Below are 17,621 nucleotides of genomic sequence, written 5' to 3'. Positions count from 1 at the left end.
GCCTGCATCGCCACCGGCCCTGGAGCGGCTCGGCTGACAGGCATTAGGATCTTGATGAAAGACGCAGGGAAACTCCCCGCCTTCAAATTCTGGAACACTCTCCGCGTGCTGCTGGTCGCGGTGGCCGTGGTGGCCTGCGGTGCGGTCGCGCTGCTGATCTGGCATCTGGGCATGTACCGGACGCTCAGCCAGCAGGCATTCCGCGTGGGCGCGGACAACGCTCCACCGTACAGCGTATTGAGCCCGGGCCAGCCGCCCACCGGGCTGGCGGTGGAGGTGCTGCGAGAAGCAGCGCGGCGTAAGGGGATCCAACTGACCTTCGTGGAGACGCAGGTGGGTGTGGACGAGGCGTTTCGCCGCAATCTCGTGGACCTGTGGCCGGCAGCCACCGATACGCCGGAGCGCCGCAAGTGGCTGCATGTCTCCGATCCCTGGCTGATGAACCGGCTCTGCATCGTCTCGCGGAGCGGCAGCCCCGTTCACGCCATCAGCGATTTGAAGGATAAGCGGGTAGGGGCGGTCTATCTGCGAATTGTGCGTGAGATTGGCGGGACTCCGCCTCCACCCGGCATGGTCGCGCGCCAGATTGCCGGGCGGGCCGAAGGGTTGCTAGCGCTCTGCCGCGGCGAGGTGGATGCGAGCATCATCGAGCAACGATTCCTGGAGCAGAAACTACTCATCCGCCCTCCTGACTGCGAGGGCGTCTCCCTGGTGGTGATGAATGTGCCCAGCGCCGACCGAATGTTGTCCGTGCTGGCGAATGAGCAAAGCGCCGCGGCGGCGATCCTGTTGCGCAAGGGGATCACGGAGATGAGCCGCGACGGTTCGTTCACGCACATCCTGGATTTCTGGTCCTCGTTCATGGGGAACGAGATGCGGATCGTTTCGGAGTTGGAGTCGAAGGCCCGCCAGTCGCGCATCTCGTTCTACGGGACGGTGCTGCTGGCGATCATGGGGGTGGTGTTGGTGGTGCAGAACGGCCGGCTGCGGCATGCCAACCGCCTGGCCGGGGTCGCCACCCGGGCGAAGAGTGAATTCCTGGCGTCCATCAGCCACGAGATCCGCACGCCGATGAACGGGATTCTCGGGATGTCGCACATCCTGCTGGAGACGCCGCTGCCGCGCGAGCAGCGCGAGCAGGTTCAGATTATCGAGAGCTCCGGCCAGTCGCTGCTGCGCCTGATCAACGATGTGCTGGACTTCTCGAAGATCGAGGCCGGTAAGCTCAAGATCGAACAGGAGGCCTTCAATCTGCGCCAGTTGGTGCAGCAGGTGGCCGCGCTGGTGCTGCCGAGCGCGGAAGCCAAGGGGCTGAAGGTTCACGTCAGGCTGGCGGGTGAGCTGCCGGTGATGCTGGAAGGGGATCCTGGCCGCATTCGGCAGGTGCTGCTCAACCTGGTGGGGAACGCCGTGAAGTTCACGGAGCACGGTGAGGTGAGGGTGGAAGTGGAGGCCGGCGAGGCTGCCGGCGAGCTGGTGCCTGTGCGGATTGCGGTGTGCGATACCGGGATCGGAGTAGCGGCTGAGAATCTGCCGCATCTGTTCGAGAAGTTCTACCAGGCGGATTCCTCGGCCTCGAGGCGCTTTGGCGGCACGGGGCTGGGGTTGTCGATCAGCCACCAGTTGATCCAGTTGATGGGCGGCACGATTCAGGTGGAGAGCCAACCGGGCGCCGGTTCCACCTTCCGGGTGGAGTTGAAGCTGAGGCGCATCTCCGGCGTGTGGCAGGACGAACTGGCGCAGGATCCAGTGTTTTCGGCAGAGCCTGCTGCCGCGACTGTGCATGGCTTAAAGGTCCTGCTGGTGGAAGATAACAAGGTGAATCAGCGTGTGGCCACGCGCTTTCTGCAGCGGCTGGGCTGTGAAGTGGAACTCGCCGAGAACGGTTTGATCGCCCTGGACTGCGTGCGTGTGCTGGCGGGCGAGGCGCGCTTCGATCTCATCCTGATGGACTGCTTCATGCCGGTGATGGACGGCTTCGTGGCTACGCGCAGCATCCGGGCGGTGGAGAGCGCTTGCGGCCGGCGGACACCGGTGGTCGCCATGACCGCGTCGCTGCTGGAGGAAGACCGCCAGCGCTGCCGCGAGGCGGGGATGGACGACTACATTCCGAAGCCTGTGGATCCGGCTGAACTGCAGCGGGTTGTGGCGCGCTTTGCCCATGGGAAAGCGGCGGGCCATCCGGGGCGCGCCTGAATTCACCTATCGACTGAACCCCGGGCCGGATCTTCTAATATCAGAGAGTGCCTCAGCCGGACCCTCAACTGCGCGAGCTGACCGTCAAGTCGGTTTTCCTCGGACTTTTCCTGGCCTTTGTATTCGGCGCCGCCAACGCCTATCTCGGCATGAAGGCCGGACAGACCGTGGCCGCCACCATCCCAGCGGCGGTGATCGCCATGGCATTGTTCCGGATCCCCGCGTTTCGAGGCGGCCTGCTGGAGCAAAACATTGCGCGTACGGCGGCCAGTGTTGGTGAGGCCCTGGTTGCGGGCGCCATCTTCACGCTGCCCGCCTTCCTGCTGGTGGAGATCGACGGGCAGAAGCTGTGGGCCGACCTGCGGGGGCACTATTGGCAGGGTGTTGTGATCCTGCTGGCCGGAGGGCTGGCCGGCATCTTCTTCATCATTCTGCTGCGGCGCGCACTGTGCGTGGATGCCGGCTTGCCGTTTCCCGAGAGCGTGGCCAGCTATGAGATTGTGAAGGCCGGGCAGGAGTCCGGCGATGCTCCGCGGCTGGTGTTTGGCGGCATGGCGTTCGGCGGGCTGATTCAGATTCTCAAGAGCGACAAAGGGCTGCAACTCTTCCGGGAGTATACGGAAGGCTTCATCGCATTCCCGCGCAGCGTGGTGCGGCACTTCGACTTTTCCAAGACTCCGATTGGTTCGGTGACGCACCAGGGCGGCATCCCCTGGTCGACGCCCGCCCTGTCGCCGGCGCTGATTGGTATTGGGTACATCATCGGGCCGGAACTGGCTTCGATCAACGTGGCGGGCGGATTCCTGGCCTGGTGGGTATTGATCCCGCTGCTGTTGTTCTTCGATCCGGACCTGGCGACGCGCATCGGCGGAGCCGGCCATGACGTGGCCGCTTACACGCTCTGGTACAACATCGTGCGTCCGATTGCGGTCGGCATGATGCTGGTGGGCGCGGCGAACACGATGTTCTCGATGCGGAAGTCCATTGCGGAGTCTCTGCTGGGCGCGTTCCGGGCATCTGCGAAGTCGACCCATGCCGGGGGTGAAGTGCCGCGCACGGAGCGCGATATTCCCACGAAATGGGTGCTGCTCTGCATCCTGGCCCTGTTGGTGCCGGTTACCGCGATCTATTACGGGTTCACTGGTGGGCTCGGCACCGCGGTGGGGACCGCGCTGGTGATGGGCGCCGCAGGTTTCCTGCTGTCGGCCGTCGGCGGCTACCTGGTGGGCCTGGTGGGTAGCTCGAATCAGCCGCTGAGCGGGCTGACACTTTCCGCGCTGATCCTCTCGGCATTGCTGATGCAGGCCATGGGCGTAAAAGGGGCGGCGGGTGTGGCCGCCGTGCTGGGCGTGGCGGCGGTGGTCGCCGTGGCTGTCTCGGTGTCGGGCTCGCTCATTCAGGACCTGAAGGCGGGGCACCTGCTGGGCGGTACTCCGTGGAAGATGCAGGTGGTCGAGATCCTGGCGGTGATCCTGCTCTCCGTCTTCCTGATGGGGCCGATCATTGCGCTGCACGAAGCGAATCTCTCCACCGGCGGAATTGGTGGACGCGCGTTGCCGGCGCCGCAGGCCGGACTGATGGCACAGCTTGCCAAAGGGATCGTCAGCGGCGACATGGCCTGGGGCCTGCTCGCTATCGGCGCGGCTTTCGGTGTAGCCCTGCTGTTGTGCGGTGCCCGGGCCATGATGCTGATCGCGGTGGGCATGTATCTGCCGTTCGACACAAGCTCCGCCATCTTTCTGGGCGGGCTGATCAAGTGGGTGGCGGACAAGGTGATGACCTCCTACGGACCGGAGCTCAAATTGAAGGCGGAGGAGGCGGGCACGCTGCTGGCGTCCGGGCTAATAGCCGGGGAGGCCGTGGTGGGTATCCTGCTGGCTGTGCTGTTCCTGACGGGGGTCTCGTCGATCACCCACGTCTTTACAGGGACGGACCAGTTCTCGTGGTTCCCGGCCTGGGGCGGGTGGCTGTCGTGGCTGCCGATGGCGGCGATCGCCTGGATCCTGATCCGGGTGCCGATGCGGCGTTCGGGTCAATAGGGCTTGGCGTCGGCGGCGACTGGCCGCAGGAAGAGGTCGTGGAAGTCGAAGCTGAAGTCGGTGAGCGGCGAGACGGCGACCATCTTGGCGGAGTCGAGCTTGCCGTCGGGCTTCAACGTGAAGGTCATGTAGGCGTCCGCCAGCAGCGTGCGGTCGTTCCAGCGCGCCACGAAGGTATCGTACTGCCAGTGGACCAGCTCACCGGTCAATGACGGGGAGTGCGAGAAGCGGATCAGCAGCTTACCGTCTTTTTCTTCGATCAGCACATCGCCATACCAGGCATCGCGGAAGCGTCCGGCATAGCTGGCCAGCGGCAGGGAGGGCTTCGAATTCGTATTGCGGCCGGCTGCTGCTTTGCTGACGGTTTCGCCGGCTTCGGCCACACGCCCGGCCTGGTAGGTGGCGTAAGCACCCACCCAATCCTTGGCCGGGGCATTGAGGTAGTGGTCCAGCACGGTGTAGGTGATCGCGTTGAAAGCCGCGCCCACTTCCTGATTCGTGAAGACGAGCACGCCCAGCTTCAGGGACGGAAGCATGGTGACACGGGTGACCATGCCGGCCAGGCCGCCGGTGTGATGGATCATCTTCGTGCCGCGATAGTCGGACACCACCCAGCCCAGGCCGTACGCCTGGAAGTTCGGCTTGGCCTCGGAGAGTTCGCCGGGCGGATTGCCGACGGGCATCACGGTGTTGGCCGACCACATCTCCTGGTTCTGTTTGGCGCTGAAGAGCCGGGTGCCGTTGTACTCGCCGCCGTTCAGTTGGGCGACCACCCAATGGGCCATATCGTTGACGCTGGACTGAATGGCTCCGGCCGGCGCATTGTTGTCGAGATTTGTCAGGGCGATGGGCTCCAGTTTCCCTTCCGCGGCGGCATGTGGGGTAGCGTAGTCCATGCCGGGCTTCAAGACCGTGGAACTGGTGGTGGAGCGCGTCATGCCCAGCGGCTTGAAGAAGCGCTCGCGGACAAAGGCATCCCACGGTTTGCCGCTGACCGCTTCGATCACCTGGCCGGCCACCAAGTACAGGACATTGTCGTAGGCATAGCGGCTGCGGAAGCTGGTCGCCGGTCGTACCCAGCGCAGCCGCTTCACGATCTCAGCCGAACTCAGTGTGCTGGTGGGGAAGAACATCAGGTCGCCCGCACCCAGGCCCAGGCCGCTGCGATGGACCAGCAGGTCGCGAATGGTCATCTCCCGTGTGACGTAGGGATCGTACATCTGGAAGGCGGGCAGGTACTGGATCACGGGATCGTCCCACCGCAGCTTGCCCTCGTCCACCAGGATGGCCAGGGATGCGGCGGTGAAGGCCTTGGTGTTCGACGCGACTCCGAAGAGCGTATCCGGAGTTACCGGAGCAGGGTCGCCCAGCTTCCGCACGCCGTAGCCCTTCGCCAGTACCAACTGGCCGTCCTTGATGACGCCCACGGCGATGCCGGGGATGTTGAATTCCTTCAAGGCTCGCTCTACGGCGGAGTCGAGATTGGGCTGGGCCAAGCCGAACGAAGGTAGTGCGAAGGCGAGTGTGAGGAGGGCGGTTGCGAGACGCATTGGGACTATTGTGCGTCAATCGCGGCCACGGCGGGAGGCCGCACGGCTTGCCAGCGTTTCAGCCATTCGGCGGCGGCGGCCATGCCGGCGGAGAAGGGTTGGTCGTCCTTGCGCGGCGGACATACGGCGGTGAACGCGGTGCGAATCTCTTCCAACAGCGGACTGGTCTTCAACGGGCTGAGGCATTCGAGAGCCTGGGTGGCGGTCATGAGCTCGATCGCCAGCACTTGCCGGACAAGCTCCGCCATCTGGCTGAGTTTCAAAGCCGAAGTCATGCCCATGCTGACGAAATCCTCCTTGTTGCCGCTGGTGGTGATGCTGCCTGGCGAGGCCGGTGTGGCCAGCACGCGGCACTCGGCCACGAGGGCGGCGGCGGTCACCTGCAGCATCATGTAGCCGGATTCGAGGCCCGGGTGGTGGGCCAGGAAGGGCGGCAGGCCCTCGTTCAGGGCTGGATTCACCAGGCGGTCGATGCGGCGCTCGCTGATGCCGGCCAGGGCGGTGAGGGCGATTGCCAGGAAGTCCATGGCAAAGGCAAGGTGCTGGCCGTGGAAATTCCCGCCGGAGAGCGTCTCCTCGCCGAAGACCAACGGGTTGTCCGTGGCTGAGTTCAGTTCGATGCTGAAGACGCGCCGCGCCTCAGTGAGCGTGTCGCGGACGGCGCCGTGCACCTGCGGAGCGCAACGCAGGGAGTATGCGTCCTGGACGCGCCGGCAGGCCTGGTGCGAGGCGCGGATCTCGCTGCCTTCCAGCAACTGCCGCAGCAACTTCGCGCTGGCCACCTGGCCCGGATGCGGCCGGACCTCGTGGATGCGGGGATCGAATGCTTTGGGCGTACCGCGCAGGGCGTCCAGGGAGAGCGCGCAGGCGACATCGGCGGCTTGCGCCAGGTCTTCTGAGTCGAGCAGCGCGAGCGTGCCCAGCGCGAGCATGGCCTGGGTCCCATTGACCAGCGAGATGCCCTCTTTGGAATGCAATCGCAGCGGCTCCAGCAGGGCCGCCGAGAGCGCGGCTGCGCCACTCATCCGCTGGCCCTGGTAGATTGCCTCGCCTTCGCCGATCAGCACGAGGGCGATGTGGGCCAGGGGCGCGAGATCGCCGCTGGCGCCGACGCTGCCGCGGGAAGGAACCAGCGGCGTGACGCCTTTGTTCAACAGGCCGCAAATGCGCCGCGCCACGACGGGCCGGATGCCGGAGACGCCTTTGGCCAGGACGTTGGCCCGGATCAGCATGATGGCCCGAACCACCTCCAGCGGCAAGGGTTCGCCGACGCCGCAGGCATGCGAGCGCACGACATTGCGCTGCAACTGCTCGAGTTCCTCGGGCGCGACGCGGGTGTCCGCCAGCAGGCCGACGCCGGTATTCACGGCGTAGACGGGGGCGTCGCCGGCGGCCAGGCGGTCGATTACTTCGCGCGCGGCCCGCATGCGTTTGACGGCATGCGGGTCCAACTCCACCTCAGCGCCCTGGCGGGCTACCCGGGCGACATCTTCCAGGGTCAACACGGATCCGTTCAGACTAACCATACCTTCACGCTATCCTAGTCCTTTCATCGTGGATAGCCGATTGCCAGTCGTGGTCGTGCTCGATCATGTACGCAGCATGTACAACGTCGGAGCATTTTTCCGAACAGCGGACGCCGTGAGGCTCGAGCGCCTAGTGCTGTGCGGCATCACCGCGCACCCGCCGCAGGAGGGCATCGGCAAGACCGCGCTGGGCGCCGAGGAGACAGTGCCCTGGGAGTATCACACCGACGCGCTGGTGCCGCTGCGCATGATGCGAGCCCGGGGTTACCATGTGGCCGCTATCGAAACCGGCGACACTGCGACGGACATTTTCGACTGGCAACCGGCCTGGCCGGTGTGTGTTGTGTTCGGCAATGAGGTGGACGGGCTGGGCGAGGGCGTGCTCGCTTCCTGCGATGCCCACATCCGCCTTCCGATGAACGGTGTCAAAAACTCATTGAACGTCGCCACCGCGGGCGGCGTCGTGGTGTACGAACTGCTGCGCAAATTCCGGGAGAGACGATGAACCGACTTTTTCTGCTGTGCCCACTTTTCGTGATGCTTGCCGAAGCCCAGCCGGCCACCATGTTTCCGCCGGTACGCGGGACGCGGGAGATGGTGGGCGCCGGGAACAACTTCCAGGTTGAAGCCGGATGGCGGATGCTGACGACGGGCGGCAACGCTGTGGACGCTGGTGTCGCGGGGATCCTCACAGCCACGGTGACTGAGCAATCGCGCATTGGATTGGGCGGTGAGGTGCCGATGCTGATCCTGATGGCCGGCAAGCCTGCCATCGCCATCAGCGGAGTGGGTACAGCACCCGCCTTGGCTACGCCGGAGTTCTACCGGGTCCGCAAGCCGGAGGCGTGGGAGGAACCCAGCCGCATGGCGCCGATCCCTTCCATCGGGCTGAAGGCGGCCGTCGTCCCCGGCATGTTCGATGGACTGATTCTGGCGCTCTCGCAGCACGGCTCGAAGTCGTACTGTGAGGTGGTCCAGCCTGCGATTGAGGCTGCGCACGGCTTCCCCATTCCTGACGAGTATGCGCGGTTTATTGGGGAACTGCGCAACTTCCTGCATCTGTGGCCGGCCTCCGAGCAGTTCTTCCTGCCCGGCGGTGAGCCGCCCAAGCGGGGTGAGATCTTCCGATCGCCCACTCTTGCCGCCACGCTGGAGTCGCTCTGCACGGTGGAAAAGAATGCCAAGGGGGATCGGGCCGCCAAGCTCAAGGCGGTGCGCGACGAGTTCTACCAGGGCTCCATTGGACACAAGCTGGCCGAGTTTTCGCAGGCGAACGACGGGCTGCTGCGGTATGAGGACCTGGCGAAGTTCCACGCCGAGACGGATCAGCCGGCTGTTGGCACCTACCGCGGTTACGGCATTATCAAGCCGGGTTTTTGGACGCAGGGGCCGGTGATGATCCAGGCGCTGAACATCCTGGAGCGCTTCGACCTGAAAGCGATGCGGCACAACTCGCCGGAGTATCTACACACGGTGATCGAGGCTTTGAAGCTCGCCTTTGCCGACCGGGACCGGTACTACGGTGACCCCAAGTTCTCGAAGATCCCAGCCGAGGCGCTGCTCTCGAAGGAGTACGCCGCTGACCGCGCCAAGCTGATCGATCCCGAGCACGCCTCGATCGAGCACCGTCCCGGCAACCTGGGCGGTCCCATGGCGCTGGCTTCAAATACCCACGGTGAGCCGATCGATCACGACACGACCTGCATCAACGTGGTCGACCGGTTCGGCAATGTCTTTTCGGCGACACCCAGCGGCGCCTGGCTGCCATCGGTGATCGCCGGAGATACCGGCATCCCCTACAGTATGCGGCTGGAGTCGTTCGTCCTCACCGCGGGCCATGCCAACCTGCTGGAGCCGGGAAAGCGGCCGCGCGTGACGCTGAGTCCCACCATTGTGCTCAAAGACGGCAAGCCGTGGCTGGCGATGTCGACGCCTGGTGGAGATAACCAGGATCAGGCGATGCTGCAGGTGCTGCTGAACCTCATCGATTTCGGCATGAGTCCGCAGGAGGCGGTGGAAGTGCCGCGACTGCAGACGGAACACTTCTACGCCTCGTTTGGGAACCACGAGTTCAGCCCGGGGCGGGTCAACATCGAATCCCGGATACCGGAAGCCACCGCTAAGAAGCTGCTCGAAAAGGGGCACCGCTTGGCGATTCTGGGGCCGTGGTCCAACGGTTCAGCGCCAACCGTCATCCGCATCGACAATGGGGTGTTGGACGGCGGTGCGGACCCGCGCCGGTCGAGATTCATCTTCGGCCGTTAGCCCGGTGGGTGAGCTATGTTGGGAAGGAGCCATGCTGCTGCCGATTCTGGCGCTCCTGATGGTCAATCCGCCAGCCCAGACCGAACATATTGGGTCCGCCTACGGATTTGTCACCCTCTGGCGCAGTCATTCCCTATCCGGTGCCGCCCATCCCGGTGTTGAGCGCGCCTTCCTGCTGATCCACGGCGCCGGACGGAATGCCGAGGAGTACTACCGCTGGGCCCTGGCGTCGACCATGGCCGCGGGCGAGATCGAAAAGACCGTCGTCATTGCACCACACTTCAAGTCGAGGGCCGGCGGTGATTCCATCGAGGTGGGAGAACTGGAGTGGAACGGCGGCGGCTGGACCTCCGGAGAACCGGCCGTTGTCGGCCGGACAACGTCCTACGACGTGATTGATCAGATCCTGGAGAGCCTGAACTCTTCGGAACGGTTTCCCGATTTGAAGGAAGTGGTGGTGGCGGGACACTCGGCCGGTGGCCAGTTCGTCCAGCGTTACGCCGCGGTCAACCGCATGGAAGCTCGCATGCACGTTCCGGTGCGGTATGTGGCGGCCAACCCATCCAGCTATTTCTACCTGAACGAGATGCGGATGCAACTGGGCGCCACCTGTTCGGAGAACGGCCGGTGCTCCGGCAAGTTCGTCAAGTATTGGGACGCGGCCAACTGCACGACCTACAATCAGTACCGCTACGGTATGGAAAAGAGGACGGGTTATGCGGCAGGGAGCTCTGAGGAGAACATCCTGGAGCAGTATCCGCGCCGCAACGTTACCTACATCCTCGGCGCATTGGATACCCGTACCGACGACTCCAGCCTCGATCGCTCGTGCCGCGCCATCGCCCAGGGACCGAACCGCAAGGAGCGCGGCCTCATTTTCTTCAACTACATGAAAACGCAGTTCAACGCGGCGCACAGCCTGGAGATCGCCCCGGGCTGTGGACATTCCGCTGTCTGTGTCTTTGCCGGTCCGGCCGGCGTCAAAGCGGTCTTCGGGAAATAGGTTCAGGCGTAGGTCTGACGCCAATCGGCGAGGCTCTTGGCCATGTTGTCGCGGACCGTGACATAGCCCGGGTTATCGAAGCGGTTGTTCTTCTCCAGCGAATCCTGGCGAAGGTCGTAGAATTCGTTGGCGCCTTGGCCGCCGTCGCGCATGACCACCTTGTAGTAGTTGTCGCGTGCCATCTCCGTGTCGCCGAGGTCAGCAAAAATCAGGTCGGACCAAGCCTTCTTCTGGGCCGGAACGCGATTCATGACCACTTGCAGGAAGTCGCGGCCGCACAGGGATTTGGCGTCGGACTTCAGGCCGGCGGCTGAGCACAGGGTAGGGAAGACGTCGTAGGAGCTGACGACCTCGGGCCGCGCGGCCTGCACAGGGATCAAGCCCGGCCATTGCCAGATCATGGGGACGCCGACGGCTTCGTCGTACATATTGGCCGGATTGGAAGAACGCCCGTCACCCCAAAGCCCGTGGCGGCCCAGCAGGTGGCCCGAGGTGCCGGCGAAGACGATGAGGGTGTTGTCGAAGAGGCTCTTGGCCAGTAGCCTGCCGGGCAAGGCAGCGAGTTGGCCGTCCAGTTCGGTCAAGCCTGCCGCATATTTCCGCAGGCTGCCGAGGGTATCGGACAGATGCTCCTTACCGCGTGCGGCATGCGCCGCGACAGGCATCGTCCCATAGCTTTCGAACTTGGCGGAGGCGAAGCGGGCGTGGAACTGCCTGGCGCTGCTTTCCTGCAAGACCATCGGGCTGGGGTAGGAGAGGGCCAGGAAAAATGGAGCGTCCTTTTTCTGCTGGTCGAGGAACGACAGCGCTTCGCTGGTGACGGTTTCCGCCGCCGAGCCCTTACCCGAGATGGCGGTCGCGGCGGAGCTGAAGCCATGGCCGGGCGCACCGGAACCGGCATCCCACAAGCCGGCGTACCCGCAGTGGTAGCCATTCTGGGAAAGTACGTCGGAGAGCAGTTTCTCGCTGCCAAACGAGCCGGGGATTGCCGCCGCGGCGTCGTGCACGCCGTGCTGCCGCGGAGTCCGTCCGCTCATGATAGTGATCCGGTTGGGCGTTGCGACCGGCGTGCAGGCGAAGCTCCGGACGAAGCGCGATCCACCGGCCGCCATCCGGTCGATGTTCGGCGTGGGCATCTCCTGATTGCCGTAGCAGCCCAGGACCCAGGAGGGCACCTCATCCGCCATGATGAGCAGGATGTTGGGTTTGGGGCCGGGCGCATCGCCCTTCTTTCCGCGCCGTTGGGCGAAGAGGGGCGCGGCGGAGGCGCTGGTCAGGAATGTTCGTCGGGTCCAGTTCATCTTGCGAGCAACTCCAAACTATTTAGCCTACAGGACATCGGCAAAGCCGCGCTTCAAGTGGCGGAAGAACATGCCGCCGATAGCGAAGACGGCGATGGAAACGGCGGCCAGGTAGAGGAAATCTTCCAGGGAGGGGATGGTAGCGGTCAGCAGCCGCTCCCGATAGCCCTTCACGACATAAGCCAGCGGATTCCAGCGGATGAGGAAGCGGGCCCGGACGGGAAAGGCCGTTTCGTCGATGAAGATGGGTGTGATCCAGAACCAGGCGGTGAGCATCACGATGACGACCTGTGCCGTATCCCGCAGGTAGACCTGCAGGCTGGCGGCGATCCAGCCGACGCCGATGGCGAACAGCCCCAGGAAGATCGTATAGATGGGCAGCAGCAGGATCAGTACGCTGAAATGGCCGGTGGTGTAGCGCACTACCCCGATGGCGATGGCTACGGCGAAGAGGTGGCTGCCCAGCGAGGAAAGGAACAGGGTGACCGGCACGATCTCAGAGGGAAAGACTGTCTTCGTAATCAGGTTCGACTGATCGAGCAGCGCCGTGGCCGAGCGCTGGACGGTGTCGCTGAACAGCAGCCAGGGCAGATAGCCGCAGAAGAGACAAAGCGTGTAGTTGCCGCCGCAGGCCGCGCTGGGGGCGGGCGCCTTCATGCAGTATTGGAAGACGAATACCCAACTGGCCAGCGTGACCAGCGGGTGGATGAGGGTCCACAGCCAGCCGGCGGCGCTGCCGACGAAGCGCTGGCCGAAATCGCGCCGGACCATCTGATAGATCAGGGCCCTGCGCTCGACCAGGACGCGCAGGAACATCGCGCCGGGCAGACGCAGACGGGGAGACGGAATGGCTGCGGTGCTCAAACTTGAATTCTAGCAGGCCTGCTGAATACGGACCTTCAGGTCCTTTTGCAGGCAGTCGGTGATATATTGGTGTCATGCCCGAAGGGTATCTGCCAATCTTCATTTTCCTGATCGTTGCGACGCTGTTTCCTTTCATTCTTCTGCTCCTCGCTCGCTTCGTCCGCCCCCAGTTGCCATCGCTGGCCAAGCTGGAGGCATATGAGTGCGGAATCAAGGCGGCGTCGAACTCGCGCGGCAGGTACACGGTCCGTTTCTACATCGTGGCCATCCTCTTTGTGGTCTTCGACGTGGAAACAATTTTCCTATTCCCCTGGGCGGTCCAGTTCAAGCAACTCGGCTGGTTCGGAGTAGGGGAAGTGACCCTTTTCCTGGCGATCCTGGTGGTCGGATACATCTGGGCATTCAAAAAGGGAGCTCTTGAGTGGGTCTAATCAGAACTGGGTGGGTCCCCGCAGTCTGTCTTGCGCTGGGAATGGCTGGAAGTGTCTCCGCGGCCCCAAGGCTGCGCCTGAGTAGCGCGGCGGTGGGTCCGGTGAATACGGCGAGCGCCGCCGATGCGCCGGCCCAGATGGTGGAAGCCTACAACATCGGCGATGGTGAACTCGCCCTGCAACTCACCTCCAATGCGCCCTGGCTGGCCGGGTATCTGGGTGAGGCGGCTAATTGTACGCTCCGTGCCGGTTTGTGCACGCCCATCAACATCGCTTTATCCACCGCTTCCCTGGCAAAGGGCCGGTATACAGGCCTGATCACGGTTTCCGACCCGAATGCGGTCGATGCGCCGCAGACTGTCACTGTGACTGTGCAGGTGGGCGGCTCAGTGCCCGATTCCCTCGACTTCCATGTTGCGCCCGGCGGTTCGCAGGAGTATCTCATCCAGGCCAACAATTTGCTTGGGATGATCCCCGCCACCGATTCCGGTGGCAGTTGGCTGAGCCTCCCGTCCGACGGTGGCGGCAGTTTCCGGTTCAACTTCAACTACCGCGTTCTGGCCCGGCATCTGGAAGGCATGGCGGAAGGCCGCTACACGGGCAGTTTGAACGTATTCAATTCGGTTGTGAACGAGGAGAATAAGGTCGTTCCGGTTGCCCTCACTGTGACGAGCGGCCCCATCCTCGTAGTTCCGGATCAGTTGATGTTCCGGCTGGCTGCCGGCGGACCCGCTATGACGGGACTGCTCGCCCTCGGCAATCGGGGCGGCGGCGATCTGCAGGCCTCCGCTGTGACCTGGACAACCGCCAGCGGCGGCGATTGGCTGACTGCTGAACTGGCCAGCGACGGCAGGGCGATTGCCTATTCCGTCAAACAGGCTGGTTTGGAGCCGGGCCTCTACACGGGTTTCCTCGAAATCACTTCCAATGCATCGAAACCGGTGCATCAGTTGCCCATCCTCGTGGATGTGATGGCGACTGAATCGCCGGCTGTCGCGCCGGCGACCGTTCTGGACGTCACGACACTGGAATCCGGCGCCGCCATGGCTCCCGGATCCCTGGCCCGACTGCAGGGCACGCAGCTCTCAGCGCAGCCAAAAGCGATCAACGAAGGAGTTCCGCTACCGGATACGCTGGGCGGTGTTCGCGTACTGGTCAACGGCCTGCCTTCGGCCCTGTTCTCTGTGGCCCAGGACGAGATCCTGTTCCAGCTCCCCTATGGAATCGAGGCCGGGGAAGCACTGCTGCAGGTGGAACGCGATGGGCAATTGGGCAATCAGGTGGAATTGACGATCATTCCCAGGGCGCCGCGTGTCGAACTGGCCGGATCCGGTTCTTATGCCAAGGCGATGTTCGACGACGGCAGCCTGGCAGTGCCCGCCAGCCTGGGTGGACGGCCCGCGGTGAGTGGTGAAACCTTGAATATTGCCGTCACCGGCCTGGGTCGCACCGATCCGGAAACCGCGACCGGACAGGCGCCCGAGCCGGCGAACCGTGTGCCGGAGACGATTCTCGTATCGTTTGGCAGCAACCTCTTCAGCGAGGGTGTGGTGGCCACTGCGGTGAGTGCGGAACTGATCCCCGGCCTGCCCGGCCACTACAATGTGAAAGTGATTGTGCCGGAGGGCGTCACCCCCGGCGACAGCGTCAACCTTGTCGTGTACGCCGGCGGCGCTGGCAGCAATCGAGTCCAAGTCGCAATTCAATGACCGAACGGCTGTATTACGTGGATTCGTCGATCGCTGACTTTGCCGCCAGCATTGTGAGTGTCGACGGGAGCCGCACGCGCGTCGTCCTCGACAGGACCGCTTTCTACCCGGACTCCGGCGGCCAACCGAAGGACCACGGTCGGCTGAACGGTGTCGAGGTCATCGATCTCGTCGAGGAAGAAGGCGACCTGGTGCACGTCCTGGCCTCTGCACTTCCTCCAGGTGACGCAGTCCAGGGCAGCGTGGACATGGTTCGCCGCTTCGATCACATGCAGCAGCATAGCGGCCAGCACCTGCTCTCTGCCGTCTTTGATTCTCTCTTCGGCTTTGCCACGCTCAGCTTCCACATGGGCGCCGAATCCAGCACTATCGAACTGTCCGCCCAGGCGTTGGATTCCGGGCAGTGCCAGGCCGCGGAACGCCGTGCCAACGAGATCGTCTTCGAGAACAGGCCGCTGTCTGTGGCCTTTGAAGAGGCCGGCCAGGTGGAGGGCTTGCGCAAGGAGAGCAAACGCGAGGGCGTGCTGCGCATCGTATCGATCGAAGGCATCGACCGTTCGGCCTGCGGCGGAACTCACGTTTGCCGGACCGGGGAGATCGGCCCGATTCTGCTGCGTAAACTCGAGAAGATCCGCGGCAATGTGCGGGTGGAGTTTCTGTGCGGGCACCGCGCCGTGCGGCGTGCCCGGCTCGATTTCGATGCCCTCTCGCAGATCTCCCGGCTATTTTCATCGCCGCTGGATGACACGGCCCCGCTGGTGGCCGCGCAGTTGGAGTCGGCGAAGGAGACCGAGAAGGCTCGCCGCAAACTGGCCCTGGAAGTCGCCTCTTACCGTGGACGGGAACTTTACACGCAGGCCATTGCTGGGCCGGACGGCCTCAGGAAGTTTCTGGATCAGCGGGCGACCGGAACCCTGGATGACGAAGTCCGCGCCGTAGCCCAGAGCTTCTGTTCCCAACCGCATGCAATTTTCGCGGCCACATCCTCACAGCCTCCGGCCGTACTGGTGGTGGCTTCCACGGATTCAGGTGTGCATGCAGGGAATGTATTGAAACAGGCGCTGGCCGCGGCTGGTGGGCGGGGTGGCGGCAACGCTCAGGTAGCCCAAGGCAGCCTCCCCTCGGCTGAGGCGCTGGCTGCCTTGCTGGCTCAATTGGGTTTCTAACGGAGCGGGGCGAGCGAGAGCAGCCCTAGTCCGGCCACGAATAGCACAAGCATGAGGAGCAGGCGCGCCTTGACTCCGCCCTGGGCTCCGGCGAACTCCTTCCAGATCAGCAGGCCCCACAGCGTGCTCACCAGGGTAGCTCCTTGGCCCATCGCATAGCTGGTAGCGGGCCCAACGTTTACCGATTTCGGAGTGCTCGAGGCGACGAAATTGGCGATACAGCCGATGGTCCAGATGATGCCGCCCAGCAGGCCCAGCAGATGCTGCCGGCCAGTCCCCTGGAAGTAGTCGCGAATGCTGAGCGGCGCGCCTTCCACCGGCATGTTCATGAAGAAAATGTTGAACACAGGGGTGGAGAACAGGACACCGAGCGCGAACATGAACGCGGCTGTGTATGGTCCGAGCCCCAGATCACCCTTCTTGCTCAGTTCCACCAGCGGATAAAACAGGCCCATCAGGATGCCGGCGAACAGGCTGAGCATGATGCCCTTGAGCGGCCCCGCTTTCCGCGCCTTGGCCGTCGGCCGGTGAATGGCCCTCGCTCCTGGTACGGTCTTTAATTCCTCGACGGCGGCCACAGGGTTTCTGTTCGCGTTGTATGCGGCGTGAGCCATTGCGGTGGCAACGATGGCAAGCAGGATGAGAGCCATGCCGCTGAAGAGATAAACCGGGTTGCCGGTCGGCCGCAGGATGTGGTTTAGGACGGTTCCAACGATGAGCGCCAACCCTATTCCAACCGGGAATGCAACTGAGAGCCCTGCCACCGAGATGGCCGCCACCAGCAGGAGGTTGGCGAGATTGAAGATGACGCCTGCCGCTATCGCGTAGAGCATCATCAGCTTGGAAGCGACAGTGAGATTGTCTACAAAGGAAAAGGCCGGACCGCTGGAGTCGACGGTGACGCCGTCTATCGATCCAAACGTGAAGGCCGCGACCGTGGCGGCAATCAACACTCCGATTGAATAGTCGAAGTAATACAGCTCAAAACGCCATTTGCCGGCGGCCTTCAGGGTATTCGCCCACGAACCCCAGCAGACCATGGAAAGTACGGCCAGCAACAGCGCGACCGTGTAGGTGGAAGGAATCATCATATGGATTTAGTTCGTCTCGACGACTGCCTCAAACTCTGTACTATATAACAGCGAATCCGGGATGGCCGCGTCCGAAGCTCCAACTCCGAATTACGCCTCTCTTTTGACGGCGCCCGAATGGGGGCGGACACCGCCGTCCAGGCACAGGACGCCCAGGACTGCCCGAGCCCTCTTCTATATCTCCCGCCCGCTGCCGCCATTTCGTGGCGATACCCGCGAGCTTTCGAGGTAATCCCCAGAACCCCGATATTACCGAATGCCGCTTCCGCCGCCGGCCGCTCCGGCACACCGATCCGGCGTGCTAAGACTTAGCCGGATTCGCCGGTCCGAAACCAAGACGTGGTCCCGGGAGTGATCGCGGGAGCCCCACAGGGGTGCAGCCGCGATGCCTCCTCGCATACGACTGACCCAACATATTATTGCGCTTAATGGAGGCGGGGAAAAGCTGATCTTTATCGGAAGCGCGCAGGCACGGGAAAG

General features: G+C 63.6%; 13 protein-coding genes. 8 read left to right on the top strand and 5 right to left on the bottom strand.

Annotated elements, in window-relative coordinates:
• Positions 1-54 precede the first annotated feature (54 nt).
• The gene (locus ACR9Y2_RS37730; RefSeq protein ID WP_435047082.1) at positions 55-2,196 is read left to right on the top strand and encodes an ATP-binding protein; all 2,142 of its coding nucleotides are present in this window, start codon (positions 55-57) and stop codon (positions 2,194-2,196) included.
• 47 nt (positions 2,197-2,243) lie between these two features.
• Positions 2,244-4,235, top strand: a complete 1,992-nt coding sequence (locus tag ACR9Y2_RS37725; RefSeq protein ID WP_435047081.1) for an OPT family oligopeptide transporter — start codon at positions 2,244-2,246, stop codon at positions 4,233-4,235.
• Here the strand turns inward: ACR9Y2_RS37725 and ACR9Y2_RS37720 are convergent.
• Positions 4,229-5,785 carry a serine hydrolase gene (locus tag ACR9Y2_RS37720; protein WP_435047080.1) on the bottom strand — a complete coding sequence of 519 codons (1,557 nt, stop codon included), beginning with the start codon at positions 5,783-5,785 and terminating at the stop codon, positions 4,229-4,231. The two genes, ACR9Y2_RS37725 and ACR9Y2_RS37720, sit on opposite strands and share 7 nt — an antisense overlap.
• A 5-nt stretch (positions 5,786-5,790) precedes the next feature.
• Positions 5,791-7,311: a histidine ammonia-lyase gene (gene hutH, locus ACR9Y2_RS37715; protein WP_435047079.1), complete on the bottom strand. Its 1,521-nt coding sequence runs from the start codon at positions 7,309-7,311 to the stop codon at positions 5,791-5,793.
• Positions 7,312-7,360: 49 nt separating this feature from the next.
• Between hutH and ACR9Y2_RS37710 the strand changes: the two genes are divergently transcribed.
• From ACR9Y2_RS37710 to ACR9Y2_RS37700, 3 genes are read left to right on the top strand one after another with little or no spacing between them, the layout of a single operon-like run.
• A complete protein-coding gene (locus ACR9Y2_RS37710) occupies positions 7,361-7,816 on the top strand; it encodes a TrmH family RNA methyltransferase (RefSeq protein ID WP_435047248.1) in 456 nt (151 codons plus the stop codon).
• Positions 7,813-9,576 (top strand): gamma-glutamyltransferase family protein, encoded by a 1,764-nt coding sequence (locus tag ACR9Y2_RS37705; protein ID WP_435047078.1) that lies wholly within the window; start codon positions 7,813-7,815, stop codon positions 9,574-9,576. The genes ACR9Y2_RS37710 and ACR9Y2_RS37705 overlap by 4 nt, the downstream gene beginning before the upstream one ends.
• A gap of 31 nt (positions 9,577-9,607) precedes the next feature.
• The gene (locus ACR9Y2_RS37700) at positions 9,608-10,579 is read left to right on the top strand and encodes an alpha/beta fold hydrolase (RefSeq protein WP_435047077.1); all 972 of its coding nucleotides are present in this window, start codon (positions 9,608-9,610) and stop codon (positions 10,577-10,579) included.
• Positions 10,580-10,581: 2 nt separating this feature from the next.
• On the opposite strand, the gene ACR9Y2_RS37695 is transcribed toward ACR9Y2_RS37700, so the two are convergent.
• Both ACR9Y2_RS37695 and ACR9Y2_RS37690 read right to left on the bottom strand, forming a co-directional pair.
• Complete coding sequence (locus tag ACR9Y2_RS37695; protein ID WP_435047076.1) at positions 10,582-11,880, bottom strand: sulfatase family protein; 1,299 nt, start codon at positions 11,878-11,880, stop codon at positions 10,582-10,584.
• Positions 11,881-11,907: 27 nt separating this feature from the next.
• A complete protein-coding gene (locus ACR9Y2_RS37690; RefSeq protein ID WP_435047075.1) occupies positions 11,908-12,744 on the bottom strand; it encodes an ABC transporter permease in 837 nt (278 codons plus the stop codon).
• A 74-nt stretch (positions 12,745-12,818) separates the two neighbouring features.
• Here ACR9Y2_RS37690 and ACR9Y2_RS37685 point away from each other — a divergent pair, with 74 nt between their 5' ends.
• From ACR9Y2_RS37685 to ACR9Y2_RS37675, 3 genes are read left to right on the top strand one after another with little or no spacing between them, the layout of a single operon-like run.
• Entirely contained in the window at positions 12,819-13,175 is a 357-nt protein-coding gene (locus ACR9Y2_RS37685; RefSeq protein WP_435047074.1) for an NADH-quinone oxidoreductase subunit A, read from the top strand.
• 41 nt (positions 13,176-13,216) lie between these two features.
• Entirely contained in the window at positions 13,217-14,884 is a 1,668-nt protein-coding gene (locus ACR9Y2_RS37680) for a hypothetical protein (RefSeq protein ID WP_435047073.1), read from the top strand.
• Positions 14,881-16,050: an alanyl-tRNA editing protein gene (locus tag ACR9Y2_RS37675; RefSeq protein ID WP_435047072.1), complete on the top strand. Its 1,170-nt coding sequence runs from the start codon at positions 14,881-14,883 to the stop codon at positions 16,048-16,050. The genes ACR9Y2_RS37680 and ACR9Y2_RS37675 overlap by 4 nt, the downstream gene beginning before the upstream one ends.
• On the opposite strand, the gene ACR9Y2_RS37670 is transcribed toward ACR9Y2_RS37675, so the two are convergent.
• The gene (locus tag ACR9Y2_RS37670; RefSeq protein ID WP_435047071.1) at positions 16,047-17,141 is read right to left on the bottom strand and encodes a hypothetical protein; all 1,095 of its coding nucleotides are present in this window, start codon (positions 17,139-17,141) and stop codon (positions 16,047-16,049) included. The two genes, ACR9Y2_RS37675 and ACR9Y2_RS37670, sit on opposite strands and share 4 nt — an antisense overlap.
• Between the last annotated feature and the right edge of the window lie 480 nt (positions 17,142-17,621).

Origin of the sequence: Paludibaculum fermentans (genome assembly GCF_051172195.1) — a bacterium.
In the GTDB taxonomy this organism is placed as follows: domain Bacteria; phylum Acidobacteriota; class Terriglobia; order Bryobacterales; family Bryobacteraceae; genus Paludibaculum; species Paludibaculum fermentans_A.
The sequence above is the reverse complement of the archived record's forward strand: the minus strand, read 5'-3'. Positions and strand labels throughout refer to the sequence as shown.

Coding starts and splice junctions, on each gene's coding strand:
- ACR9Y2_RS37670 (WP_435047071.1), bottom strand. CDS start 17,141: ATGATGATTCCTTCCACCTACACGGTCGCGCTGTTGCTGGCCGTACTT.
- ACR9Y2_RS37700 (WP_435047077.1), top strand. CDS start 9,608: ATGCTGCTGCCGATTCTGGCGCTCCTGATGGTCAATCCGCCAGCCCAG.
- ACR9Y2_RS37680 (WP_435047073.1), top strand. CDS start 13,217: ATGGCTGGAAGTGTCTCCGCGGCCCCAAGGCTGCGCCTGAGTAGCGCG.
- ACR9Y2_RS37675 (WP_435047072.1), top strand. CDS start 14,881: ATGACCGAACGGCTGTATTACGTGGATTCGTCGATCGCTGACTTTGCC.
- ACR9Y2_RS37730 (WP_435047082.1), top strand. CDS start 55: ATGAAAGACGCAGGGAAACTCCCCGCCTTCAAATTCTGGAACACTCTC.
- ACR9Y2_RS37705 (WP_435047078.1), top strand. CDS start 7,813: ATGAACCGACTTTTTCTGCTGTGCCCACTTTTCGTGATGCTTGCCGAA.
- ACR9Y2_RS37695 (WP_435047076.1), bottom strand. CDS start 11,880: ATGAACTGGACCCGACGAACATTCCTGACCAGCGCCTCCGCCGCGCCC.
- ACR9Y2_RS37685 (WP_435047074.1), top strand. CDS start 12,819: ATGCCCGAAGGGTATCTGCCAATCTTCATTTTCCTGATCGTTGCGACG.
- hutH (WP_435047079.1), bottom strand. CDS start 7,311: ATGGTTAGTCTGAACGGATCCGTGTTGACCCTGGAAGATGTCGCCCGG.
- ACR9Y2_RS37720 (WP_435047080.1), bottom strand. CDS start 5,785: ATGCGTCTCGCAACCGCCCTCCTCACACTCGCCTTCGCACTACCTTCG.